25 protein-coding genes are annotated in these 21,854 nt (G+C 71.7%); 13 read left to right on the top strand and 12 right to left on the bottom strand.

The features are described 5' to 3' along the window. Positions 1-9 precede the first annotated feature (9 nt). Genes AB0310_RS11595 through AB0310_RS11585 form a run of 3 tightly spaced genes read right to left on the bottom strand, consistent with a single transcriptional unit; the run spans position 10 to position 2,758 of the window. A complete protein-coding gene (locus tag AB0310_RS11595) occupies positions 10-960 on the bottom strand; it encodes a D-alanine--D-alanine ligase family protein (RefSeq protein WP_280568739.1) in 951 nt (316 codons plus the stop codon). Further along, the gene (alr, locus tag AB0310_RS11590) at positions 957-2,078 is read right to left on the bottom strand and encodes an alanine racemase (protein ID WP_366237294.1); all 1,122 of its coding nucleotides are present in this window, start codon (positions 2,076-2,078) and stop codon (positions 957-959) included. The genes AB0310_RS11595 and alr overlap by 4 nt, the downstream gene beginning before the upstream one ends. Next, complete coding sequence (locus AB0310_RS11585) at positions 2,075-2,758, bottom strand: M15 family metallopeptidase (protein ID WP_366237293.1); 684 nt, start codon at positions 2,756-2,758, stop codon at positions 2,075-2,077. The genes alr and AB0310_RS11585 overlap by 4 nt, the downstream gene beginning before the upstream one ends. Before the next feature lie 87 nt (positions 2,759-2,845). Between AB0310_RS11585 and AB0310_RS11580 the strand changes: the two genes are divergently transcribed. Together AB0310_RS11580 and AB0310_RS11575 are read left to right on the top strand one after the other, a co-directional pair. Further along, on the top strand, positions 2,846-3,517 hold the full coding sequence (locus tag AB0310_RS11580; protein WP_259951898.1) for a response regulator transcription factor: 672 nt from the start codon (positions 2,846-2,848) through the stop codon (positions 3,515-3,517). A 10-nt stretch (positions 3,518-3,527) separates the two neighbouring features. Then, complete coding sequence (locus AB0310_RS11575; protein WP_187663019.1) at positions 3,528-4,601, top strand: sensor histidine kinase; 1,074 nt, start codon at positions 3,528-3,530, stop codon at positions 4,599-4,601. A gap of 82 nt (positions 4,602-4,683) precedes the next feature. Here the strand turns inward: AB0310_RS11575 and AB0310_RS11570 are convergent, their stop codons facing one another. Further along, positions 4,684-6,201 carry an SDR family NAD(P)-dependent oxidoreductase gene (locus tag AB0310_RS11570; RefSeq protein ID WP_366237292.1) on the bottom strand — a complete coding sequence of 506 codons (1,518 nt, stop codon included), beginning with the start codon at positions 6,199-6,201 and terminating at the stop codon, positions 4,684-4,686. Positions 6,202-6,294: 93 nt separating this feature from the next. Between AB0310_RS11570 and AB0310_RS11565 the strand changes: the two genes are divergently transcribed. From AB0310_RS11565 to AB0310_RS11535, 7 genes are all read left to right on the top strand, one after another. Then, positions 6,295-6,510: a hypothetical protein gene (locus AB0310_RS11565; protein ID WP_187663017.1), complete on the top strand. Its 216-nt coding sequence runs from the start codon at positions 6,295-6,297 to the stop codon at positions 6,508-6,510. 94 nt (positions 6,511-6,604) lie between these two features. After that, positions 6,605-7,675, top strand: coding sequence for a M4 family metallopeptidase (locus AB0310_RS11560; protein WP_187663016.1), 1,071 nt, complete (start codon positions 6,605-6,607; stop codon positions 7,673-7,675). Next, entirely contained in the window at positions 7,650-7,961 is a 312-nt protein-coding gene (locus tag AB0310_RS11555) for a protealysin inhibitor emfourin (protein WP_187663015.1), read from the top strand. The genes AB0310_RS11560 and AB0310_RS11555 overlap by 26 nt, the downstream gene beginning before the upstream one ends. Before the next feature lie 104 nt (positions 7,962-8,065). After that, positions 8,066-8,287: a hypothetical protein gene (locus AB0310_RS11550; RefSeq protein ID WP_259951888.1), complete on the top strand. Its 222-nt coding sequence runs from the start codon at positions 8,066-8,068 to the stop codon at positions 8,285-8,287. Between the two features lie 102 nt (positions 8,288-8,389). Then, entirely contained in the window at positions 8,390-9,142 is a 753-nt protein-coding gene (locus AB0310_RS11545; RefSeq protein WP_366237291.1) for a ribonuclease H family protein, read from the top strand. 28 nt (positions 9,143-9,170) lie between these two features. Continuing rightward, complete coding sequence (locus AB0310_RS11540) at positions 9,171-9,557, top strand: DoxX family protein (protein WP_366237290.1); 387 nt, start codon at positions 9,171-9,173, stop codon at positions 9,555-9,557. A gap of 139 nt (positions 9,558-9,696) precedes the next feature. Beyond that, positions 9,697-10,395 carry a Pr6Pr family membrane protein gene (locus AB0310_RS11535; RefSeq protein WP_366237289.1) on the top strand — a complete coding sequence of 233 codons (699 nt, stop codon included), beginning with the start codon at positions 9,697-9,699 and terminating at the stop codon, positions 10,393-10,395. Here AB0310_RS11535 and AB0310_RS11530 read toward each other — a convergent pair. The 4 genes from AB0310_RS11530 to AB0310_RS11515 all read right to left on the bottom strand — a co-directional run bounded on the left by AB0310_RS11530 (position 10,386) and on the right by AB0310_RS11515 (position 14,146). After that, positions 10,386-11,738: a flavin monoamine oxidase family protein gene (locus tag AB0310_RS11530; protein ID WP_366237288.1), complete on the bottom strand. Its 1,353-nt coding sequence runs from the start codon at positions 11,736-11,738 to the stop codon at positions 10,386-10,388. The genes AB0310_RS11535 and AB0310_RS11530 overlap by 10 nt on opposite strands. Positions 11,739-11,833: 95 nt before the next feature. Then, positions 11,834-12,811 carry an SRPBCC family protein gene (locus AB0310_RS11525; protein WP_187663010.1) on the bottom strand — a complete coding sequence of 326 codons (978 nt, stop codon included), beginning with the start codon at positions 12,809-12,811 and terminating at the stop codon, positions 11,834-11,836. Between the two features lies 1 nt (position 12,812). Next, the gene (locus tag AB0310_RS11520) at positions 12,813-13,217 is read right to left on the bottom strand and encodes an ArsR/SmtB family transcription factor (protein WP_366237287.1); all 405 of its coding nucleotides are present in this window, start codon (positions 13,215-13,217) and stop codon (positions 12,813-12,815) included. A 53-nt stretch (positions 13,218-13,270) separates the two neighbouring features. After that, positions 13,271-14,146 carry a GrpB family protein gene (locus AB0310_RS11515; protein ID WP_366237286.1) on the bottom strand — a complete coding sequence of 292 codons (876 nt, stop codon included), beginning with the start codon at positions 14,144-14,146 and terminating at the stop codon, positions 13,271-13,273. 102 nt (positions 14,147-14,248) lie between these two features. Between AB0310_RS11515 and AB0310_RS11510 the strand changes: the two genes are divergently transcribed. Beyond that, positions 14,249-15,001: an SDR family NAD(P)-dependent oxidoreductase gene (locus tag AB0310_RS11510; protein WP_366237285.1), complete on the top strand. Its 753-nt coding sequence runs from the start codon at positions 14,249-14,251 to the stop codon at positions 14,999-15,001. A gap of 169 nt (positions 15,002-15,170) precedes the next feature. Here AB0310_RS11510 and AB0310_RS11505 read toward each other — a convergent pair whose 3' ends face one another. Then, positions 15,171-15,497, bottom strand: coding sequence for a DUF7882 family protein (locus AB0310_RS11505; protein WP_366237284.1), 327 nt, complete (start codon positions 15,495-15,497; stop codon positions 15,171-15,173). A 69-nt stretch (positions 15,498-15,566) separates the two neighbouring features. Then, a complete protein-coding gene (locus AB0310_RS11500) occupies positions 15,567-16,013 on the bottom strand; it encodes a MarR family winged helix-turn-helix transcriptional regulator (protein WP_187663006.1) in 447 nt (148 codons plus the stop codon). Between the two features lie 128 nt (positions 16,014-16,141). Here AB0310_RS11500 and AB0310_RS11495 point away from each other — a divergent pair, with 128 nt between their 5' ends. Beyond that, positions 16,142-16,378 carry a hypothetical protein gene (locus AB0310_RS11495; protein WP_187663005.1) on the top strand — a complete coding sequence of 79 codons (237 nt, stop codon included), beginning with the start codon at positions 16,142-16,144 and terminating at the stop codon, positions 16,376-16,378. Further along, positions 16,375-16,920 carry a MarR family winged helix-turn-helix transcriptional regulator gene (locus AB0310_RS11490; RefSeq protein ID WP_366237283.1) on the top strand — a complete coding sequence of 182 codons (546 nt, stop codon included), beginning with the start codon at positions 16,375-16,377 and terminating at the stop codon, positions 16,918-16,920. Before AB0310_RS11495 ends, AB0310_RS11490 begins: the two co-directional genes overlap by 4 nt. Here AB0310_RS11490 and AB0310_RS11485 read toward each other — a convergent pair. Next, positions 16,917-18,140: an MFS transporter gene (locus AB0310_RS11485; protein ID WP_268777598.1), complete on the bottom strand. Its 1,224-nt coding sequence runs from the start codon at positions 18,138-18,140 to the stop codon at positions 16,917-16,919. The genes AB0310_RS11490 and AB0310_RS11485 overlap by 4 nt on opposite strands. A gap of 118 nt (positions 18,141-18,258) precedes the next feature. Here AB0310_RS11485 and AB0310_RS11480 point away from each other — a divergent pair, with 118 nt between their 5' ends. Then, positions 18,259-19,842 carry an SDR family oxidoreductase gene (locus AB0310_RS11480; RefSeq protein ID WP_366237282.1) on the top strand — a complete coding sequence of 528 codons (1,584 nt, stop codon included), beginning with the start codon at positions 18,259-18,261 and terminating at the stop codon, positions 19,840-19,842. 18 nt (positions 19,843-19,860) lie between these two features. On the opposite strand, the gene AB0310_RS11475 is transcribed toward AB0310_RS11480, so the two are convergent. Next, positions 19,861-21,819 carry a BCCT family transporter gene (locus AB0310_RS11475; protein ID WP_366237281.1) on the bottom strand — a complete coding sequence of 653 codons (1,959 nt, stop codon included), beginning with the start codon at positions 21,817-21,819 and terminating at the stop codon, positions 19,861-19,863. Positions 21,820-21,854 lie beyond the last annotated feature (35 nt).

Below are 21,854 nucleotides of genomic sequence, written 5' to 3'. Positions count from 1 at the left end.
GAGCCCCTCTCACACGGCCGCTCGGACGAGCCTGCCCACGAGGTCGACGTAGTCCACCCCGGCCGCCGCGAACATCCGCGGCACCTGGGAGGCGGCGGTCAGCCCCGGCATCGTGTTCACCTCGTTGAGCACAGGGCCCTCGTCCGTGAGGAAGAAGTCCATCCGGGCGACGCCGTCGCACCCCAGGGCATCGAACATCGCGATCGCCGCGCGCTTGAGCGCCGTCGTGGCGGCTGTATCGAGCTGCGCGGGAACCGTGAAGCGGGCCGTGCCGTCGTACTTCGTCGCGGTGTCGAAGAGCCCGGGCGCGTGGATCTCCAGGGGCGGGGCGGCCCACCGCACCCCGCCCTTCTCCCGCAGCACGGCGACGTCGATCTCCCGTGCGTGCACGACCTCCTCGACCAGGATCCGCCGGTCGAACCGCGCTGCTCCCCGCAGCGCCGTGAGCAGGTCGCCCTCCTCCGTCACCAGGCTCACGCCGTGGCTTGAGCCGGCCGTGACCGGCTTGACCACGACCGCGCCGTCGAACTCCACATCGCCGATCTCCTCCGCGGCGACCAGTCGCCCCCTGGCGGTCCGCAGCCCCACGGCCTGGGCCACCAGCTTCGTGGCCCATTTGTCCATGCCGATCGCCCCCGCCCCCAGCGCGGATCCGACCACGGGGACCCCGGCGAGCGCGCACAGCGCCGCGAGGGCGCCGTCCTCCCCGAGCGCCCCGTGCACGGCCGGGAACACGACGTCGCTCGCCGCGAGCAGCGGCAGGGCCTGCTGCAACGATGCCGCCGGACTCACGCCGGGCGGGATGCCGTCCGCGCGCCACACGCCGTCGCGGTCGATCGTCACGGTCGTGACGGCGTGTCCCCCCAACCGCAGCGCCGCGGCGACCGCCGCCGCCGACGCGAGCGATACCTCGTGCTCCGGGTTCTGTCCCCCTCCGATGACCAGGACCTTCATCGTCATGCCACGCTCCTTCTCACTCGCGGGCCGATGCCCGTGACGATGGTGTGCGGGATCGTGCCCGCCCACCGCGCCCACTCCTGCACCGACGGCACTGCGCCGCCGTCCGGCCCGAACACCGTCGCGACCGCTCCCCGCGGGAACGCCCTCCCCCCGGTGTCGACGACGATCTGATCCATCGACACCCTCCCGACGATCAGGTGCCGTTCCCCTCCGATCTCCACCCCCGCACCCGGCCCGACCTCCCGCGGGATGCCGTCCGCGTACCCGACGCCCACGACGCTCAGGTGCGTGGCCGTCGCCGTCGTGTGCGTGCCCCCGTAGCCCACGACGGTTCCGGCCGGCACGGCGGCGCTGTGCACCACGGGCGTGGTGAACCGGGAGGCCCCGACCAACGACACCGTCTCGGACGGGTCGATCCCCACGAGGGCGGCCCCCACCCGCACCATGTCGAAGTGCGTGGCGGGGTCCGTGAGAGCCCCCGACGTCGCCGCGAGGTGCACGAGCAGCGGTCCGAACCCGGCGCGCAGGACCGCGTCCCTCCCCTGGCGCATCCGCAGCACCGCGGCCGCGTTCGCCCGCGGATCCGCGGCGTCCGCGCAGGGGAGGTGCCCCATCACCCCGACGACATCGATCCGTCCGCGGGCCGCCCTCGCCGTGCGCAGCAGAGTGTCCCAGTCCTCCACGGGGCACCCTCCGCGCGCCATCCCGGTGTCGAGGTGCAGGTGCACCCGCACGGAAGCTGTGGCATCGGCCGCGAGCTGGCGCAGCTCCTCGACGGAGCCGACGGCCACGTCGACCCCCGCAGCGGCCGCGAGCGGCGCGTCGATGCCCGCCGGATGCAACCAGGCGAGGATCGGCACCCGCAGGCCGGCCTCGCGCAGCGCGACCCCCTCGGCGACGTCGGTGACCCCGAGCCACTCGGCTCCCGCGGCCACGGCGGCGGTCGCCACCGCCACCATGCCGTGACCGTAGGCGTCGGCCTTGACCACGGCCATGACGGGAACCGCAGCGGCGGCCCGCACGCGGCCGAGGTTCTCGGCGACGGCGCCCGGAAGGGTGGACAGGGTCGGTGCGTGCCGGCGGGACAGGGTCGCCCCCTCCGCGAGCACCGCGGTCATCGCTGCATCCTCGGGTCTTCGGTGGCATCGGCGTACTGTGCGGGGCAGCCGTCCTCGACAGCCTCCGGTCGCAGCTCGTAGTGCCAGGACTCGTTGGCGTAGGTCTGGCAGAGCCCGTAGCGCCAGCCGCGCTGGGCGAGCCAATCGAGGGTGGGGAGCGGACCGAGGTCGGCCGCGTCGCCGGAGACGTGCGCCGAGGTCTCGGCGGTCGCCACCCAGCGGCGCGCCTCCTCCTCCGAGCCGTAGTCGTCGATCGCGTCGCGGAGCAACTGCTCCTGCAGCGTGGCCGACCGCCATCCGCTGTTCACGACGAAGGTGACCCCGTCGGCCTCGGCATCGGAGGCGGCACGCTGGAGGGCGTCGAGCAGCGCGGGGTCGAGGTTGCCGACGGCGATCCTGTCGACGTCGAAGACCGTCGGCTGATCGCCGTCGCGGATCACGCCGTCCGCCTCGCTCGGGGCGAGCACCGATCCGGTGGTCGGCGGATGCGGATCGGTGTCGGAGCCGGAGGAGCCGGTGGTGGCGGGCGTGACGATCGGGGCGGTCTCGGCGAACGCGGCCGACAGCGACTGCTGCACGGCGACGGCGGCGACCACCGCGAGTGCCAGCACGGAGGCCGTGGTGGCGATCCGCCGACGGCGCCGTGCCCGGACGGCTCGGGGGGTGTGGAGGTCGTTCATGCTTCCAGTGAAGAGAGGACGCGGTTGCCGGGGCGTATGGCGTTTTCCATACACCGCCGATATGCCGCACTGCGTAGGATCGCTGCCATGCGTGTGCTGATCGTCGAGGACGAGCCCTACCTCGCCGAGGCGGTCCGCGACGGGCTGCGGCTCGAGGCGATCGCGGCCGACATCGCCGGCGACGGCGACACCGCGCTCGAGCTCCTGAGCATCAACGCGTACGACATCGCGATCCTCGACCGCGACGTGCCGGGGCCGTCCGGCGATGACATCGCGCGCTGGATCGTCGCCTCGGGCAGCGGCATCCCCATCCTCATGCTCACGGCCGCCGACCGGCTGGACGACAAGGCCTCCGGGTTCGAGCTCGGCGCCGACGACTACCTCACCAAGCCGTTCGAACTGCGGGAGCTGGTGCTGCGGCTGCGCGCCCTCGATCGCCGCCGCCAGCGCGCGCGACCGCCGGTGCTGGAGATCGCCGGTCTTCGTCTCGACCCGTTCCGCCGCGAGGTCTACCGCGACGGCCGGTACGTCGCCCTCACCCGCAAGCAGTTCGCCGTGCTGGAGGTGCTCGTCGACGCCGAGGGCGGGGTGGTCAGCGCCGAGGAGCTGCTGGAACGGGCGTGGGACGAGAACGCCGACCCGTTCACGAACGCCGTCCGCATCACCGTCTCCTCGCTGCGCAAGCGCCTCGGCGAGCCGTGGCTGATCCTCACGGTGCCCGGCGTCGGCTACCGGATCGGGGCCGACCCGGATGCGTAGGCGGCGGGGGATGAGCGTCCGCCTCAAGCTGACGCTGAGCTACGCGGGCATCGTCGTCGTCTCCGGCCTCCTGCTGCTCGGCGCCGTGGCGCTCTACCTCCTGCGGTACGTCCCGGATGTGCAGATCCCCGTCGTCGAGTTCTTCGTCCCCAACCGCTCGGACCTGATCCGGGCGTTCGTGCCCGTCGCCGCGATGGTGATGGTCGCCCTGCTCGCGATCGGTCTCGGCGGCGGGTGGCTGCTCGCCGGCCGGATGCTGGCCCCGCTCGACCGCATCGGCGACGCGGCCCGGCTCGCGGCCCAGGGCTCGCTGTCGCACCGGATCCGCATGGAGGGCCCGAGCGACGAGTTCCGCGACCTCGCCGACGTCTTCGACACCATGCTGGAGCAGCTGGAGGCGCACGTCTCCGAGCAGCAGCGCTTCGCCGCGAACGCCTCGCACGAGCTGCGGACCCCCTTGGCCATCTCGCAGACGCTCCTCGACGTGGCCCGCACCGATCCCGACCGCGACGTCGACGCCCTCATCGACCGGCTCCGCGAGGTGAACACGCGTGCGATCGACCTCACCGAGGCGCTGCTGCTGCTGAGCAGGGCGGATCAGCGCACCTTCCCGCGGACCCTCGTCGACCTGTCGCTCCTGGCCGAGGAGTCCGTCGAGGCCCTCCTCCCGCTCGCCGACCGCCGCGGGGTCGAGGTCGAGGTCTCCGGCGTCCCGGCGACCGTGCTCGGCTCCTCCGCCCTGCTGCCGCAACTCGTCATGAACCTCGTCGCCAACGCGATCGTCCACAACCGGGGCGACGGCGGCGGCTCCGTCGCGGTGCGCACGCACTCCCTCCCGGACGCGGTGGCCCTCGTCGTGGAGAACACCGGTGCGGAGCTCCCCGCCTCCCAGGTCGCCACGCTCGTCGAACCCTTCCAGCGCGGCACCGAGCGCACGCGGGGAGCGGAGCACGCCGGGGTGGGCCTCGGCCTCGCGATCGTCCAGCGCATCACCCAGACACACGGCGGAACCCTCGTGCTGACCCCCCGCACCGGCGGAGGCCTCATCGTGACCGTCTGGTTCCCGCACCCCTATCCCGGCTGACCCGGCTTTCGAATCGCGCGATTCGCCCTGTTTCGGCTCCGGATAGAACCATTCAGGCGATTCGAACGGAGTCGAACGGGCGTCACCAGGGGCTGGGCTCGTAGTCCTTGAGGAAGACGCCGTGGATGTCCTCGCCGGCCTCGCCGCGCACGATCGGGTCGTACACGCGGGCGGCGCCGTCGACCAGGTCGAGCGGGGCGTGAAAGCCCTCCTCCGCGAGCCGGACCTTCGTGTAGTGCGGGCGCTCGTCGGTGATCCAGCCGGTGTCGACGGCGGTCATGAGGATGCCGTCCGTCTCCAGCATCTCCCCCGCGCTCGTACGGGTCAGCATGTTCAGCGCGGCCTTCGCCATGTTCGTGTGCGGGTGGCCTGGACCCTTGTAGCGCCGGGAGAACTGTCCCTCCATCGCGGAGACGTTCACGACGTACTTCCGGCGCGACGGCGACGCGGCCATCGACGCCCGCAGCCGGCTGATGAGCAGGAACGGCGCGGTCGTGTTGGCGAGCTGCACCTCGAGCATCTCCAGCGGATCGACCTGATCCACGGACTGCACCCAGCTGTTGACGCGGTTCACGTCCGGCACGAGTCCGCCCGCGTCGATCGCCGTGCCGTCCGCGTGCTTCTCCAGCGAGGACGAGCCCGGTGCCATCGCGAGCCGTGCGAGGTCTTCCGCGGTGAGCGCCTGTCCCCCCTGCTCTGCGACCGTGCCCCCGAGCGCGGCCACCGACAGCAGCGGGTGCGAATCGACCGAGGCCTGCAGCGCCTGCGGGTGCGGGTCGACGGTGTGCCCGAAGGTCTCCATCTCCGGCAGCGGCCCGTCCGGCAGCGGCTGGAGCTCCGCGTCGGCGAGCAGCGAATAGGCTCCCGGCGAGCGGCGGACCGTCTGGGCGGCGTTGTTGATGAGGATGTCGAGGGGCCCCTGCGCGGCGACCGAGTCGGCGAGCCCGATCACCTGGGCCGGGTCGCGGAGGTCGATGCCGACCACGCGCAGCCGGTGCAGCCAGTCGCCCGCATCCGGCAGGGCCGAGAACCGGCGCACCGCGTCGCGCGGGAACCGGGTGGTGATCGTGGTGTGCGCGCCGTCGCGGAGGAGGCGCAGCGCGATGTGCATGCCGATCTTCGCGCGGCCGCCGGTGAGCAGAGCGCGCTTGCCGGTGAGGTCCGTGCGGGCGGTGCGCTTGCCGTGGCTGAAGCGCGCGCAGTCAGGGCAGAGCTGGTGGTAGAACGCGTCGACGAGCGTGTACGGCTGCTTGCAGATGTAGCAGTTGCGGGGTTTGAGGAGCTCGCCGGCGATGGGCGCGCCCACCACGCTCGTGGCGAGATCGTTGCCGCGCGTCTCGTCGTCGATGCGGTCGGGAGCGCCGGTGGCGGTGCGAGCGACGACGGCCTTGTCCGCCTCGGCGATCGCGTCCCGGATCTCCTTGCGCCGCACGCGCTTGACCGCCTTGAACATCGCCGCGGTCGCGTGGCGCACGGCCACGAAGTCGGGGTGCTCGTTGTCGATCGTGTGCAGCTCGGCGAGGACGCGCAGCGTGGTGGCGAGGTCGTCGGGGTCGATGCCGGGGCCCAGGTCGGGAGTGGCGTCGGGCGCGTCGGTCATTAGGCCGATTTTACGCGACAGTCCTGGGGGTCTCCTGCCGTGTGGGGTGCCGGGCGCCGCGCGGCTACGCTGGGTCCGGACGGAAGGGATGAGATGAGGAAGGCCGGCACGCTGAGGATCGTCGCTTTCGTGTGCCTCGCTCTCGCCGTCATCGGGACGGTCGCATCCTTCTCGGTCGTCCGGGCGGGCGGCGCCGACGGCGCCGTGTACCTCGGCGTGAACATCCTGCTGGCGGTGCTGGGAATCGTGCTGCTCATCGTCGGGGCACGTCGCCGACCCGGCGCCTCCCCTGGCGAATCCGGCGACTAGCACTCGCACGGCCACCGCCGCCATGGCTCCCGCCGTCCTCGAGGAACGGCAGCGGGTCTCCTGCTCTGTCCGATCCCCGGCGTAGGGTCGACGCATGAGCAGCGCAGAATCCTTCCCGCACCCCGGCGTCGTCCCCTCCTACCTGCTCGCGCGCCTGGCCGAGTCGGGTCGCTTCCCCAAGGCCGCGGCCGCCGCCCGGCAGACGCTCACCGCCGGGCGCCCGCCCTTCCGCGCCCGCATCGACCTCTCCATCGACGAGAACGGCGACCTCGTCGCGCAGCTCTCCGATGCGCCGAACCGCACGATCAGCGACGCCGGCAACACGCAGCAGCTCCCGGGGGCCGTGGTCCGCACGGAAGACGACGAGCCGGTCGCCGACACCGCCGTCAACGAGGCGTTCGACGGCCTGGGCGCGACGTTCGAGATGCTGCTCTCCGCGTTCGGCCGCAACTCGCTCGACGACGCCGGCGCTCCCCTCGACGCGACCGTCCATTACGGCGTCGACTACGACAACGCGTTCTGGGACGGCGAGCGCATGGTGTTCGGCGACGGCGACGGCGAGGTGTTCCAGCACTTCACCGGCTCGCTCACCGTGATCGGGCATGAGCTCGCCCACGGCGTCGTGCAGCACACGGCGAACCTGGAGTATCAGGGCCAGCCGGGCGCACTGAACGAGTCCGTCGCCGACGTGTTCGGCGCCCTCACCGAGCAGTACGCGCTGGGGCAGTCCGCCGACCAGGCGAGCTGGCTCATCGGGGCGGAGATCTTCACCGACGCCGTGGAGGGGTCGGCTCTGCGCTCCATGATCGCGCCGGGCACGGCCTACGACGACGATGAACTCGGGAAAGACCCGCAGCCCGACCACATGAGCGGGTTCGTGCGCACGACCGAAGACAACGGAGGCGTGCACATCAACTCCGGCATCCCGAACCGCGCCTTTGCCCTCTTCGCCCTCGACCTCGGCGGCAACGCCTGGGAGCGCGCCGGCACGGTCTGGTACCGGGCGCTCACCGGCGGCCTGTCGAGCACCGCGAACTTCACGGACTTCGCCGACGCCACGGTCGCCGCAGCGGCCACGGTCGATCAGGAGACGGTCGCCGCGGCTCGACGTGCCTGGACGACCGTGGGAGTCTATGAGGATGACCGAGGACCCGACGCCGCCTGACGCCCCCGTCGTCATCGCCGTCGTGCGCTCGGGAGGCCTCGCCGGCATCCGTCGCCAGTGGCGCGTGGAGGCCGAGCCGCCGGACGCCGAGGAGTGGATCGGCCTCATCGACAGCTGCCCCTGGGACGACGACGTCGACACGGAGCCGGGGGCCGACCGGTTCGTGTGGAGCATCCGCGCCCGCACCCCGTCCGAGCGCCGGGAGCGGGAGCTGCCCGACTCCGCCGTGGACGGTCCGTGGCGCGCCCTCGTCGATGCCGTGCGGGAGGCCGCTCGCGACGCGTGAGCCCGCGGTCGCAGATTCGCACTCCCGTCGCAGGAGCCCGCCGGATCCCTGCGACCTCGGTGGGAAACGGCGACCTCGGGCCGACCGGGGGTCACAATGGACGCATGGGACTCTTCCAGCAGCGACCCGAGGAAGAAGAGAAGCAGTGGGGCCTCCCCTCTGAGCCTCTCGAGACCTCGGCCGCAGACACGCTCGACACCGCGCCGGCGCTCGACCCGCTGACCCTCGGCCTCGACACCCCCTCCTCGGTGAGCTCGATCGTGTTCCCGGTCGCCCCGCCCGCTCCCGAGGCCGAGAGCACCGAGAACGCCGACCCCGAGGACTGACCCCGCACGGCGTCGCACTCTCCCACTCCCGTCGCAGGTTCCCGGGGATTCCGTGCGACCTCGGCGCGAAAGTCCGTCCGCGGCCAGCGATACGGTGGACGGATGACCATCACCGCCGCCGCAGACGGCTCCGCCCTGGGCAACCCCGGCCCGAACGGCTGGGCCTGGTACATCGACGACGCGAACTGGGCCGCCGGCGGCTCCCCGCACGGCACGAACAACCAGGGCGAGCTCCGCGCTGTCCTCGAGCTGCTCCAGGCGACGGCCGGCACCGACGAGAAGCTGCTGATCGAGTGCGACAGCCGCTACGTGATCGACTCCGTGACGAAGTGGATGCCCGGCTGGAAGCGTCGCGGCTGGCGGAAGTCCGATGGCGGGCCCGTGCTGAACCGCGACCTCCTCGAGGGGATCGACGAGGCCATGCGCGGTCGCGACGTCGAGTTCTCCTGGGTCAAGGGCCACGCCGGTCACCCCCTGAACGAGGCCGCCGACGAGCGCGCGAACGCCGCCGCCAAGGCCTATCAGCAGAAGCAGGAGCCGCGGCGAGGCCCCGGGTTCACCCGCGCGACCGACGCCGGAGCCGCCGTCGCGGCCTCCGCCCCGGTCGCCGCTGCAGCCGCTGCACCGTCGCCCACTTCCGCGGCCCCGTCCCGCACCCCGGCGCCCGTCGCGGAGGCGGAGTTCGCTCAGCCGCTGTGGGCCGAGACCTCAGACCTCCTCGACGGACTCGACCTCGCCCAGGACGACCCCATCGTGCTCCAGGTCCCGCTGTCCCCCGACGAGCACGCCCGCCTCCGGGACCGCGCCGAAGCGCAGGGCATCACCCTGGAAGAAGCGCTCCGCCGCCTGATCTGACGGAGAGCGCGGGGCGTACACTCGCACCATGTCGACTCCCCGCACCATCGGCCGGATCTTCCTCGGCGCCTCGCTCGTGTTCGCCGGCGTCTCCCACCTCACGTTCGCCCGAGGGGAGTTCCAGGCGCAGGTGCCGGAATCGCTGCCGCTCGATCCGGACACCACGGTGCTCGCGTCCGGCGTCGCCGAGGTCGCACTCGGCTCCGCTCTCCTTCTCGCCCGACGCCGCCGTCGCTCGGTCGGCACCGTCGCCGCTACCTTCTTCGCCGCGGTGTTCCCCGGCAACGTGGCCCAGTGGATGCATCATCGCGACGGCTTCGGCCTCGACACCGATATGAAGCGCTTCGTGCGTCTGTTCTTCCAGCCGGCCCTCATCGCGCTGGCTCTGTGGTCCACGCGCGCCCCGCGGCGCTGACCGACCCCGCGAGAACAGGCATTCCCGCGAGAACCGGCCCCCACACTCACCCGCGCCTGAACCCGCGCGGGGGCCTGATGCGGCGTCACCCCGGGTCGGCTCCGTAGACTCGGCGGATGGCGGAAAGGACGAGGCGACGGTGAGCAGGCGCACCGTCTTCGGCCTGCTCCGGCTCACCGCCGCCGCCGTCTGCCTCATCGCGCTGATCCACCGCCTCGCGTGGGGACTCGCGTCGAACACCATCGCGAGCCAGAACTTCTTCGCGTACCTGACGAACCAGTCGAACATCGCCTTCGTCGTCCTCCTCACCATCGCCGGGGTCCTCGCGCTGCGTCGGGCCCGCGACCCGCGGTGGCTCACGGTGGCGCTCGCCCTCGTGCTCACCTGGACGATCACGGCGGGTCTCGTGTTCGCGATCCTCGTCTGGCAGGCCGGAGTCCGGGGGATCCGCATCGACGTGCCGTGGTCGGATCAGGTGCTGCACTTCTGGCTGCCCGCGGTGACCGTCGCGGCCTGGGCCCTGGCACCGGGGCATCGGGCGGTGCCGTGGCGCGTGATCCCGGTGACCCTCGCCTATCCGGTGCTGTGGGGCGTCGCCACGCTCATCCGCGGACCGCTGATCGGCTGGTACCCGTACTACTTCCTCGACCCGCGGCAGGTGAGCGGCCCCGTCGAGTTCACGGTCTCCTGCGCGATCGCGCTGGCCGTCTTCGCCGCCGTGGCGACCGCGCTCGTGCTCATCAGCCGCCTGCCGGACCCGTGGGACCGCGCTCGTACGGAGCCGCCGCCCGAGGACAGCGCCCCGGCCGAGGCCGCACGTGAGACGGTTCAGGCGTAGAGCGCCAGCGATCCGAGCGCCGCCTCGACGGCCTCGGCCTCCCCGAGCTCCGCGAAGTCCCGCGCGGCCGCACCGCCCACGATCCCGACGAGCACGTTCTCGCCGGTCGAGGGGCGGAGGTTGATCCACGTGGGGATCGCGATGTCCTCGCCGACCGCGTGCCAGATCGCCTCGTCGCCCTCCCAGAATGGCTCGTCCCACCGCAGCCACACCGTCTCGATGGCGCCCATGCCGAGCGCGGAGACGGCGCCGCGGTTGTCGAACGGCAGCGGCGGATCGAACTCGATGGCCTGCTCCTGCAGCACCCCGAGCGGCACCGTCAGCAGCACCCGGTCGAAGGAGAGGGCCTCCCCGGTGCCGAGGCGCACGCTCACGCCGGTGTCGTCCCACGCGAGACGGGTGACCGGCGAGCTGAGCCCGACCTTCACCCCGTCCAGGGTGCTCTCGATGAACGGGGTCAGGTCGTCGCCGACGCCCTGCAGCGCTGCGTCGGGGAGCGGCGGGGCGAACCAGCTCGACAGGTCGGCGGCGTCGGCGCCCGTGCGTGCGGCGAGGAGTGCGAGGAGCGCGGCGGTCGCGGGATCCTCCGGGTCGATGCCGGCTGCCACCAGGGCGTCCGCCACCGAGGAGTCCTGCGGGGCGGACTGCGCCGTGGTCACCGCGGCCTCCACCGGCTGCGGATCCACGGGGTCGACATCGCCCTCGGCCGAGCGCCACCGCGCCCCGTCGAGGTCGACGAGGTCCATGTCCCCCTCGTCGATCGTCTCGAGAAGCTCCGCGTCGGCGTCGCCGAACAGCCACGCGCCGAGCTGCACCGGAACCGGCCAGTCGTCGCCCGTGCGGGAGAGGATCCGGCCGCCGACGCGGTCGCGCGCTTCGAACACCGTCACCTGCAGGCCGTCCTCCGCGAGCTGCGCGGCGGAGGTCGCCCCGGCGATCCCGGCGCCGATCACGGCCACCCGCTCGCCGTCCTCCGCAGCGACGGTGAGCTCCCGAGCGGCACGGCGGCCCGACCGCAGGGCGCCGCGGACGGTACCCGGCGCCTCGTCGTCGGTCGCCTCGCCCGCGAAGAAGAGCCGGTCGTCGACGGGCTGCGCGAGCGCCGTGCGGGTCGCGGCGAGCACCCCCACGGGAGTGAAGCTCGCGGCGCCCCGGGCGAACGGGTCGGTGGTCCAGGTGCTGCGGATACTGCCGCTCGGAGCGGGGACACCGGGCGGCGGCTCCGGTTCGCGCGTGCGAGTGGGGGTCGGCGTCGGTTCCGGCTCCGGCGTGCAGGAGGCGAGAAGCACCGAGACGGCACCGGCACCGGCGCCGAGGAGCAGGGTACGGCGCGTGATCCTCATCGTGCCGCCACTTTATCCCGCTTTCGCACAGGCAGAAGCGCCGGAACAGGCGGCTCTCCATGAGAACCGCCTGTTCCGGCGCGAGTGCCGGGGCGTCAGACGGACAGCAGCTCCCGCTCCAGCCGCGCGAACGAGGCCTCCATGCCGTCGGCCATGCCGGTGGCGAGGATCATGTCCCGCGTCTCCTTGTCGGGGTACTCGATGAGCACCGTGACGAGGGTCGCGCCGTCCTCCTCGTACAGGTTGAGGTCGTTGAGCGTCTCGGTCGGCATGCCCTGCATCCGCTCGGTGGTGACGGCGCGCTTCGGGGCGTCGATCAGCAGCGCCTCCCCCTCGAATCCGAACGGCTCACCCTCCGTGTCGCCCACGGGCGCCCAGGAGTTCCGGTACGACTGGCCGACCTCGGTCGCCGACACGCACTCGGTCATCTCCCACCCGTCCGGGCCGAGCATCCACTGCCGGATGAGCTCGGGCTCGAAGTGGGCGCGCCACACCAGCTCGCGCGGACCCTCGACGAGGCGGGTGATGCGCACGTGCGTGTCGTCCAGCAGCTCCACCCGCGTGCCCTTGCCCTGCGCGTAGTCGCGGAGGTCCTGCAGCACGGCGTCGAGCTGGGCCATGGCCATCCGGGTGCCCTCCACGGCGCCCATCGCGACGACCTGCTCGAGAGCCTCGGCCGAGGTGAAGTGGCTCGTGTTGACCATGCGCGTGCCCTCGGCCGTCGGCTCGAACGTGAAGGTCATGCGCATGGAGGGGAGGTTCGCGTCCGGCGTGCCGTCCTCGTCGGCGAACGAGTCGAGCACCGTGAAGCTGCGCGGCGCGTCGATCTCCAGGAACTCCCACGTGCCGGAGGCCTTCTCCCCGCGGGGACCGTTCATCGTGTAGACGGCTCGGCCACCGACGGTGTGGTCCCACTGCGTGAAGGTGGCCGGCCAGCCGGGAGGACCCCAGAACCGCTCGAGCTGCTGCGGGTCGGTGTAGGCGGCCCAGACGCGCTCGACGGGCGCGGCGAGGTCGGCGACGACGGTCATGGTGAGGTTCTCGGCATCCGTGATGATGTCCGTGACAGGCATGTCAGTCTCCTTGCGATTCGGTGCGTTGACTGCTGGTGGGGTCGGTGGGGGCCGGCTTCCCCGCGGGTGGGGACGGCTCGGCCAGGAGATCGTCGAGCCGGGCGATGCGCGACCGCCACAGCTCTTCGTATCGGGCGAGGAGCGCCCTGGCGCGGGCGATCATCTCGGGGTTCGCGCGGACGAGCCGCTCGCGTCCCTCGGCGCGCTTGACGATGAGGTTCGCGGCCTCGAGCACGGCCACGTGCTTCTGGACCGCGGCGAACGACATCTCGTACTCGGAGGCGAGGGTCGAGACGGACTGCTCCCGCTCGATCGTCCGGCGCAGGATGTCCCGCCGGGTCGACGTCGCCAGTGCGTGGAACACACGGTCGACCTCCGCTTCGCTCAACTCCGTTTGTGCAACCATTTGGTTGTACGTTAGACCTGCGTCGAGAGCGTGTCAAGAGTGCTCCGCGGCACTCACCCCCCACGGCCGCCCGGCACCCACCCGGTCACCCGCGCCCAGGCCTCCATCTCCCCCTGCGCCCGGCCGAACCAGTGGTCCTTCGCCCGCGCGTAGTCGTCGAAGTCACGGTCGCCCCGGTGCGCGGAGGCCAGCGCGGTCTTGAGCGCCGCATACTCGTCGCGCGCCTCCGGGTCCGCCCGCAGCCAGTCTCGGAACAGGAGGGCGTATCGCCAGTGCGACGCCCCGACGCGTCGCACATGCACGATCGCCCGGGCCCTGGCGTCCACGCTCGCGAACAGGCGTTTCGACCACTCGTCCGGATCGCCGCCCGTCCGCGCGTTGTCCCGGGAGACGCCCGGCGCGTCCGGCACGATGCGCTGCACGTTCACGAAGCCGGCGTCCCCGAGGCGCTGCTCCGCGGCAGCCGCGTCCGCGAGGTCGCGCACCCCCACCTGGAGGTCGATGATCGGCTTGGCGCGCAGCCCGGGCACGGCCGTCGAGCCGATGTGATCGACGCGCACCGGGACACCGTCGAATGCCGCGGCGATCCGAGCGCCGAGGCGGGCCGCATCCACCGCCCAGCGCGGCGACCAGGACTCGAGGATCGGCGGCGTGTCCGGAGGGAGTCGCCGAGCCCTCCGGCGCTCCTCGACCTCCGCCGCTCGGGCGAGGAAGCGGGGCAGGCCGTCCTCGTCGCCCTCCGCGATAACCGCGTCGCACCACGCGCCGGCGGTCACTTCGCCGATGCCGAGCACGAGATGCGCCGTCGCGGAGGCGTGCGCCACGGTGGCCGCATCGACGGGCCCGAGACCCGTCACGACCGCATCCGGCCGCGCCGCACGCAGACTGCGCACGACCACGCCGTCACGCAGGCGGGCGAGCATTTCCATTCACGTGAATCCACACCGGTATTCCGGGCGTAGGCTGGAGGGAAGGACGGACCGTCCGAGAAGATCTCCCGGCACCGCGCCCGCCCGGGAAGGAGCCCGAAAGTGGCTCAGTACGACGTCTCGAACCGCTCGGCGATCGTGACAGGAGCGGGTAGCGGCATCGGCCGCGCGGTCGCCCTGCTGCTGGCGCAGAACGGCGCGGCAGTGGTGGTCAACGACCTGAACGCGGAGCACGCGAACGCGGTCGTCGAGGAGATCCGCGCCGCCGGCGGCACCGCGGAGGCGTCGGTCGGCGACGCGACGGACCCGGCCTGGATCGCCTCGTCGGTCGAGCTCGCCAACTCGCTCGCCCCGCTCCGCATCGGCGTCAACAACGCCGGCATCGGCGGCGCCACCGCGCCCACCGCGGACTACGAGGAAGACGCGTGGGACAAGGTGATCGCCATCAACCTCAACGCGGTCTTCCGCAACATGAAGGCGCAGATCCCGTCGATCCTCGCCAACGGCGGCGGCTCGGTCGTGAACATCGCCTCGATCCTCGGCAGCGTCGGCTTCGCAGGCTCCCCCGCCTACGTCACCGCCAAGCACGGCGTCGTCGGAATGACGAAGACCGCCGCTCTGGAGTACTCGGCGCAGGGCGTCCGCGTGAACTCGGTCGGCCCCGGCTTCATCGACACCCCGCTCCTGGCGAACATGGGCGACGAGGCGAAGGACTTCCTCGTGTCGAAGCACCCGATCGGTCGCCTCGGCCAGGCGGACGAGGTGGCGAACCTCGTGGTGTTCCTCGCGAGCGACGCGGCCAGCTTCATCACCGGCAGCTACCACCTGGTCGACGGCGGCTACACCGCCCTCTGACGAAGAAACGGCATCCGGCTGCCGGGAACCCGAATCCCGGCGGCCGGATGCCGCGGTCGGCGATCCAGAGCCCCCGCTCCGTTCTCGCCGTAGCCGTCACCGTCCGGGAATCCGAGAGCCCTTGAAGAGGATCCCGAGGCGATGAGGCAGGTTGTGCACCCCTCCGTTATCAGGCGGACATCGCGTGCAGTTCGCGCGACATCGCATCGAGCGAGAGCTCGGGGTCGGTGAGGTCGAGTCCGCCGGTCGAGCCCGCGGCCTGCATGAGGCGGGCCAGCAGCGGCCGCTGGAGGGTGACCGACGTCTCGATGACGAAGCGGATCGGAATGGACGCGTGGATCCACAGCGTCTCGGTGCGGTCGGCGCCGGTCTGCACCGTGAGCGCGAACGGCTCGTTGCGCCGCAGCTTGGTCACGGTGGCGGCGCGAAGGTGGGCGAGCAGCTCGTCGTCGATCTCGATCGGGTCGGCGAGGTTCGCGTAGGTGAGGGTTCCCATGTTCTTCTCCTCGTGGCAGAAAACCTGGACGAGGATAGTTTACTAGTTTAACTAGTTAAATCAAATCGATCAGGGAAGGTCGCCGAGTTCGTCGGTGAGACGGCGCAGGAAGCGGGAGATCACCGCGGCCTCCTCCGGGGAGAACTCCTCCTCCAGGGCGGCGACCCGCTGGGTGAGCTCATCCCCGTGACCGTGCAGATCACGGAGCGAAGGACGGAGAACTTTGGACCGGGCATCCAGGGGGTGCGGGGCGACGACGATCTGCCCCCGCTCGGACATCCGTCGCACGACACTCGTGACGGCGGCGGTGCTGATGCCGAGGTACGTGGCGAGATCGCGGGGAGTGACCGGCTTCTCGACGGGCGCCGTGCTGATGAAGTGCATCGCCGCGCGGTCGGTATCGTTGGGCTCGCGGCGGGCGGCGAGACGGCGGTTCAACTGCGCGTCGGCGCGACGGAAATCGTCGACATCGCGCGCGAGCGCCGAGGTCGTGACGTCGGTACTGATGTTCCCCATGCAGAGATCCTCCTTCCCCGCTTCCCATGGTACCTCGACTGACTGACAGTAAGGCTGACTAGCGATATTCGGGGGCGACCAGGACTTCCGGAGATGCGAAGATGGAAGTCTGCCCCCGAAAGGATGCCATGCCGGAGCGACTGAGTCTCGAGGAGGCGTCGTACATCCGCTACGCCGATCTGCTCGCCCGTCTGGAGGAACTCTTCCCCTCCGTCTCGCGACGCCGGATCGAGCAGATCATCAGCGCCGAGACCGACGCGATCACGGGCGGGCTCCTGCGCATCGTCCCCGCAGAGGTCGAGACCGGCGCGATGGAGATGCTCGAGCGGGAGGCCGGTTCCAGCGACGAAGGAGAGGTCGCGTGACCGACAGCACCGGCGAGTTCCACGCCTCCGGGTACTGGTACCCCGACAGCGAGCGCGCCACCACGGTCGATGTGCTCAACATGCTGCGGCGCTACCGCAGCGCCGAGACGGCGATGCGCGCCCGCACGCGCTCGTCCATGGGGATGAACGAGACCGACCTCGTCGCCCTCCGGTTCCTGCTGCGCGAGCAGAAGGCGGGACGCATCGTGCGCCCGATCGACCTGGCCCGCACGCTGGACATCTCCACGGCGTCGACGACCACACTCATCGACCGGCTGGAGAAGGGCGGGCACGCGCGCCGCGAACCCCACCCCACCGACCGTCGCGCCGGCATCGTCGTGCCGACCGTGAGCAGCGACGACGAGGTGCGGGCGACGCTCGGGGCGATGCACCGCCGGATGCTCTCCCTCGTGGACGACCTCTCCGACGACGAGCGCGTGGTCGTGATGCGGTTCCTCGTCGGGATGACCGCCGCGATCCAGGAGGCCGCCGAGGCGGACGCCGTGCACAGCGGCGCCGACCTCGTGGACGAGCCGGCCTAGTCCGACGCGTTCCGCGGGCGCCGCTTGTCCAGGAAGCCGGCGAGCAGCACCGCCACGAGCGCCGCGACCGGCGCCACCACGAGCCCTGCGCGAAGGCTCTGCGTCTCCGCCAGCCATCCGACGAACGGCGGCGACAGCAGGAAGCCGAGCCGGAGCAGCCAGGACACCACGGTGAGCCCGACACCGGGCCGCAGCCCCGGGAGCTCATCGGCGGCATGCATCGCGGCGGGGATGAGGGTGGCGATGCCGAAGCCGACAGCCGCGAACCCGAGGATCGTGCCGGGCACGCTCGGGAACAGCAGAGCGAGGGTCATCCCGAGGGCGGCGATGAGGCCGCCGACCCGCGCCACCCAGCGCTGTCCGAAGCGGTCGGTCATCGGATCGCCGAGCAGACGCCCGACGAACTGCGCGCCGACGAGGGCGATGAACCCGAGCGGCGCGACCGCGGCTGCCGCCCCCAGGGAGTCGCCGAGGTAGAGCGTGGCCCACGAGTTGCCGGCGTCTTCGGCGATGGCGCCGGCCATCGCGATGAGGGTCAGGGCGATCACGGCCACGACCGTCCGCGCCGGGATGCCGCGACGGACAGCGCCGGAGATCTCCTCCGGTTCCGCCACGGCGTCCTCCTCCGTCTCGTCGTCGCGGCCGGGCAGGCAGAAGCGGAGGGCGATGAGGGCGACCGTGGCGAACACCGCGGTCGACATCCCCAGGTGGACGGCGAGCGGGAGCTGCAGCGCGATCGCGCCCGCCGCCATCACTCCGCCGAGCACCGCGCCGATGGACCAGATGGCGTGGAAGGAGTTGATGATGGAGCGCCCGTACCGCCGTTGCACGCGCAGGCCGTGGGCGTTCTGCGCGACATCGGTGATGGCGTCGGAGGCACCGCCGACGAAGAGCGCGATCGCGAAGAGGACGCCGGTCGGGGACAGCGCCGCCGACAGCAGACCGAGGCTCGTGAGGACGGTGCCGATGACCGCGATGCGCGCCGACCCGAAGCGACGGATCAGCGTGGCCGCCAGGAGTCCGGCCGCGATCGCGCCGGCGGGGAAGGCGGCGAGAGCGAGACCGTAGCCGAGGTTGTCGAGGCCGAGGGCGGCCTTGATCTCGGGGTACCGCGGCAGGATGTTCGCGAACAGGGCGCCGTTCGTGAGGAACAGCGCCGAGACGGCGATGCGCGCCCGACGGGTGGCGACGTCCGCGGGTGCTCGTCGAATCGATTCGATTGAAGTCACGGATACGACCGTACCGTGTCTCCGGGGTGCTCGCGAGCGTGTCGTCACGGCGCGATGCTGGGGGCGCAAGCCCGTTCCGCGTGTCGGCCCCGGGATCTACGCTCGGAGCATGAGCGAGCTCACCCAGCCCACCGGTCGCGAGGACGCCCTGCGGGCGATCGCGCGCGGCGACGGCTCCGCGCCGCGCGCGCTCGTGCTCGGCGCCACCGGCTACATCGGCGGCCGCCTGACACCGCGCCTGCTGAACGCCGGCTACCGGGTCCGGGTCCTCGCGCGCGATGCCGCTCGTGCCGCCTCCTTCGGCTGGGGCGAGGAGTGCGAGATCTTCGAGGGGTCCGCCGACGACGAGCACGCCGTGGCCTCCGCGATGGACGACGTCGACGTCGTGTACTACCTCATCCACTCCATGTCGGCCGGCACGGGCTTCGAGGAGAGCGACGAGCGCGCGGCGACCACCGTCGCCACGGCGGCTGCCCGAGCCGGGGTCCGGCGGATCGTCTACCTCGGCGGCCTGCACCCGGACGACGTGAAGCTCTCCCCGCACCTCCGCTCCCGGGTCCACGTCGGGGAGATCTTCCTGGAGTCCGGGGTGCCCACCCTCGTCCTGCAGGCGGGCGTGGTGATCGGCTCCGGCTCGGCGTCCTTCGAGATGATCCGGCACCTCACCGACGTGCTGCCGTACATGCCGGCGCCGAAGTGGGTGCGCAACCGGATCCAGCCGATCGCCGTCCGCGACGTGCTGCACTATCTACTCGGCGCGGCGCGGGTCGACGCGGGTGTCAATCGCGCCGTCGACATCGGCGGACCGGATGTGCTGCGCTACGGCCAGATGATGAACGGGTACGCGGTGGAGGCCGGTCTGCGGCAGCGCGCCATCGCGGCACTCCCGGTGCTGACGCCGGAGCTCGCGTCGCACTGGGTGAACCTCGTCACGCCGGTGCCGCGCTCCATCGCCCGGCCCCTGGTGGCCTCGCTGCAGAACGAGTGCATCATGAAGGATCATGCCGTCGACGCACTCATCCCGCGGCCCGAGGGCGGCCTCACGCCGTATCGCCGGTCTGTGGCGCTGGCCCTCGGCCGGGTGGACGCGGACGCCGTGGAGACGAGCTGGCAGGACGCCGAGGTGTCCGGAGCGCCGAGCGACCCGCTGCCGAGCGACCCCGACTGGGCGGGACGGACCGTCTTCACGGATAAGCGGTCGGTCGCGACGCGCGCATCCGTCGCGGAGCTGTGGCGCGTCATCCTCGGGATCGGCGGGGAGAACGGGTGGTACTCGTCGCCGCTGCTCTGGGCGGTGCGGGGGCTCATGGACCGCGTGGTCGGCGGCGTGGGCCTCAGCCGCGGACGCCGCAGCCGTACCGCCGCCCGGGTCGGGGATGCGATCGACTTCTGGCGCGTGGAGGCGGTGGAGCAGACCGAGGAAGGCCATCTGCTGCGGCTCCGCGCGGAGATGAAGGTGCCGGGCGAGGCCTGGCTCGAACTGCGCGCGGTGCCCGACGGCGAGGGCGCCCGCTACGAACAGCGCGCCGTGTTCTTCCCCCGCGGCCTCCTCGGCCGGCTGTACTGGCTCGCCGTGCTGCCCTTCCACGGACTCATCTTCTCCGGCATGGCCGCACGGATCACCGCGGCCGCCGAGTCAGGCGATCACGCCGGTTCAGGCGCCTTCCGTGCGGAAGTGCCTGACCCGGCGTGAGCGCCTGAGCTCCCGCGCTCAGTCCTTGTCGGCGGGGGCGTCCATCGCGGCCTCGACGGCGGCGTCCACCTCGGCCGGCGGGATGATGTCGATCGCCTCGGTCGCGGCCTCGTACACCTCGGCGAGCGTGTCGTCGACGGTATCCTCGTCGATCCAGGCGAGGTCGTCCTCCGAGTGGTCGTACTCGACGGGCACGAGGGCGAAGTCGTCGCCGTACTCCTCGAGCCCGGCCATGACGCTGTGCCGGACGGCGGCGCGAGCATACCGGTCGCGCAGGATCAGCGGATCGCGCCGCAGATCCTTCATGAACGCGATCATCATGAAGGCCATGATGATCGCGAACGGCAGCGCCGCGATGATCGTCGCGTTCTGCAGCGACTGCAGTCCGCTGCCCTCGGCCCCGCTGACGAGCAGCACCGCCGCGATGACGCCCACGAGCACACCCCAGACGACGGCGACCCAGCGCGACGGCTCCGGGCGGCCCTGCTGCGACAGCGTGCCCATGACGAGCGAGGCGGAGTCGGCGCCGGTGATGAAGAAGATCGCGATGAGGATGATCAGGACGATGCTGGTCACGAGCGGGAACGGGAGGTTCTCCAGTACCCCGAACAGCACTTCCTCCGGCGGGTCGACCACGAGGCCCGCGCCGTCCATCTGCTGCTGGATGGCCGTGGTGCCGAAGATCGCGAACCACACGAGCGAGATCGCGGAGGGCACCACGATGACGACCGACACGAACTGACGGAGCGTGCGGCCGCGCGAGATCTTCGCGATGAACATCCCGACGAAGGGCGACCACGAGATCCACCACGCCCAGTAGAAGATCGTCCAGCTCGACAGGAAGGCCTGCGCGGCCTCACCCTGCGAGGCGGAGCGGCCGATCATGGTCGGCAGGTCACCGAGGAACTGGACCGCGACCGACGGGATGACATTGAGGATCAGCAGCGTCGGACCGACGAAGAAGACGAAGAACGCCAGCAGGATGGCGACGACGGCGTTGATGTTCGACAGCGCGCGGATGCCCTTGGAGACGCCCGACACGGCGGAGGCGATGAAGCACGCCGTGAGCACGGCGATGACCGCGATGAGGATGCCGTTGCCGAGGGGTCCGGCTCCGCTGATGATCTCGACGCCGTGGCCGATCTGCAGCGCCCCGAGGCCGAGCGAGGCGGCCGTGCCGAACAGCGTCACGATGATGGAGAAGATGTCGATCGTGCGGCCGACCGGACCCGTCGTGCGGTTCTCGCCCAGCAGCGGGGCGAAGATCGACGAGATCAGCGGCGTACGACCGCGGCGGTAGGCGCCGTAGGCGATGGCTCCACCGACGAGCGCGTAGAACGCCCAGGCCTGCGGGCCCCAGTGGTACAGCACCTGGGTCTGCGCGGTGTGCATGGCCTCGAGGGTGTTCGCCTCGACGGTGCCGGGCGGCGGGTTCTCGAAGAACGTCAGCGGCTCGGCGGCGCCCCAGAACACCAGGCCGATGCCCATGCCCGCCGCGAAGAGCATCGAGATCCACGAGAACATCGAGAACTCGGGCTCCTCGTCGTCGCGGCCGAGGGGGATGCGCCCGTACTTGCTGAACCCGACGAACAGCATGAAGACGAGGATGATCGTGGCGATCGTCGTGAAGAAGAAGCCGAAGTACTCGACCACCCAGGCCAGCACCGTGCTGGTCGTGCCGGCGAGGTTGTCCCCCGCGAACACGCCCCAGGCGATGAAGGCGAGGGCGAACGCGGCGGCGACGCCGAAGACCAGCGGGTCCGTGCGGTAGGTGCGCCCCGTCTCCTCGACCGAGACCCCGGGGACGAGCGCCGGGTGCACGCTGCGCGGCGGGACCGTCGTGATGTCGCGGACGATCTTGCGCGCGGTCTCGGAGGCCTTCGCGGCCTGGCGGTGCGTCCCGGTCACGACGGCGTCGGTGCGCGGACGGGTCGATCCTGCGGAGCGTTCGGTGGGCTTCTCGTCAGGCGTGTCCATGAGAGACCATCTTTCCACCTGCGCGGGCTCAGGCG

This window comes from Microbacterium meiriae (genome assembly GCF_040702565.1).
GTDB lineage: Bacteria > Actinomycetota > Actinomycetes > Actinomycetales > Microbacteriaceae > Microbacterium > Microbacterium meiriae.
This window is presented reverse-complemented; position numbering and strand designations above follow the sequence as displayed.

Excerpts from the sequence above, each read along its gene's own strand:
- AB0310_RS11595 (WP_280568739.1), bottom strand. The coding sequence starts at position 960 with ATGACGATGAAGGTCCTGGTCATCGGAGGGGGACAGAACCCGGAGCAC.
- alr (WP_366237294.1), bottom strand. The coding sequence starts at position 2,078 with ATGACCGCGGTGCTCGCGGAGGGGGCGACCCTGTCCCGCCGGCACGCA.
- AB0310_RS11585 (WP_366237293.1), bottom strand. The coding sequence starts at position 2,758 with ATGAACGACCTCCACACCCCCCGAGCCGTCCGGGCACGGCGCCGTCGG.
- AB0310_RS11580 (WP_259951898.1), top strand. The coding sequence starts at position 2,846 with ATGCGTGTGCTGATCGTCGAGGACGAGCCCTACCTCGCCGAGGCGGTC.
- AB0310_RS11575 (WP_187663019.1), top strand. The coding sequence starts at position 3,528 with ATGAGCGTCCGCCTCAAGCTGACGCTGAGCTACGCGGGCATCGTCGTC.
- AB0310_RS11570 (WP_366237292.1), bottom strand. The coding sequence starts at position 6,201 with ATGACCGACGCGCCCGACGCCACTCCCGACCTGGGCCCCGGCATCGAC.
- AB0310_RS11565 (WP_187663017.1), top strand. The coding sequence starts at position 6,295 with ATGAGGAAGGCCGGCACGCTGAGGATCGTCGCTTTCGTGTGCCTCGCT.
- AB0310_RS11560 (WP_187663016.1), top strand. The coding sequence starts at position 6,605 with ATGAGCAGCGCAGAATCCTTCCCGCACCCCGGCGTCGTCCCCTCCTAC.
- AB0310_RS11555 (WP_187663015.1), top strand. The coding sequence starts at position 7,650 with ATGACCGAGGACCCGACGCCGCCTGACGCCCCCGTCGTCATCGCCGTC.
- AB0310_RS11550 (WP_259951888.1), top strand. The coding sequence starts at position 8,066 with ATGGGACTCTTCCAGCAGCGACCCGAGGAAGAAGAGAAGCAGTGGGGC.
- AB0310_RS11545 (WP_366237291.1), top strand. The coding sequence starts at position 8,390 with ATGACCATCACCGCCGCCGCAGACGGCTCCGCCCTGGGCAACCCCGGC.
- AB0310_RS11540 (WP_366237290.1), top strand. The coding sequence starts at position 9,171 with ATGTCGACTCCCCGCACCATCGGCCGGATCTTCCTCGGCGCCTCGCTC.
- AB0310_RS11530 (WP_366237288.1), bottom strand. The coding sequence starts at position 11,738 with ATGAGGATCACGCGCCGTACCCTGCTCCTCGGCGCCGGTGCCGGTGCC.
- AB0310_RS11525 (WP_187663010.1), bottom strand. The coding sequence starts at position 12,811 with ATGCCTGTCACGGACATCATCACGGATGCCGAGAACCTCACCATGACC.
- AB0310_RS11520 (WP_366237287.1), bottom strand. The coding sequence starts at position 13,217 with ATGGTTGCACAAACGGAGTTGAGCGAAGCGGAGGTCGACCGTGTGTTC.
- AB0310_RS11515 (WP_366237286.1), bottom strand. The coding sequence starts at position 14,146 with ATGGAAATGCTCGCCCGCCTGCGTGACGGCGTGGTCGTGCGCAGTCTG.
- AB0310_RS11505 (WP_366237284.1), bottom strand. The coding sequence starts at position 15,497 with ATGGGAACCCTCACCTACGCGAACCTCGCCGACCCGATCGAGATCGAC.
- AB0310_RS11500 (WP_187663006.1), bottom strand. The coding sequence starts at position 16,013 with ATGGGGAACATCAGTACCGACGTCACGACCTCGGCGCTCGCGCGCGAT.
- AB0310_RS11495 (WP_187663005.1), top strand. The coding sequence starts at position 16,142 with ATGCCGGAGCGACTGAGTCTCGAGGAGGCGTCGTACATCCGCTACGCC.
- AB0310_RS11480 (WP_366237282.1), top strand. The coding sequence starts at position 18,259 with ATGAGCGAGCTCACCCAGCCCACCGGTCGCGAGGACGCCCTGCGGGCG.
- AB0310_RS11475 (WP_366237281.1), bottom strand. The coding sequence starts at position 21,819 with ATGGACACGCCTGACGAGAAGCCCACCGAACGCTCCGCAGGATCGACC.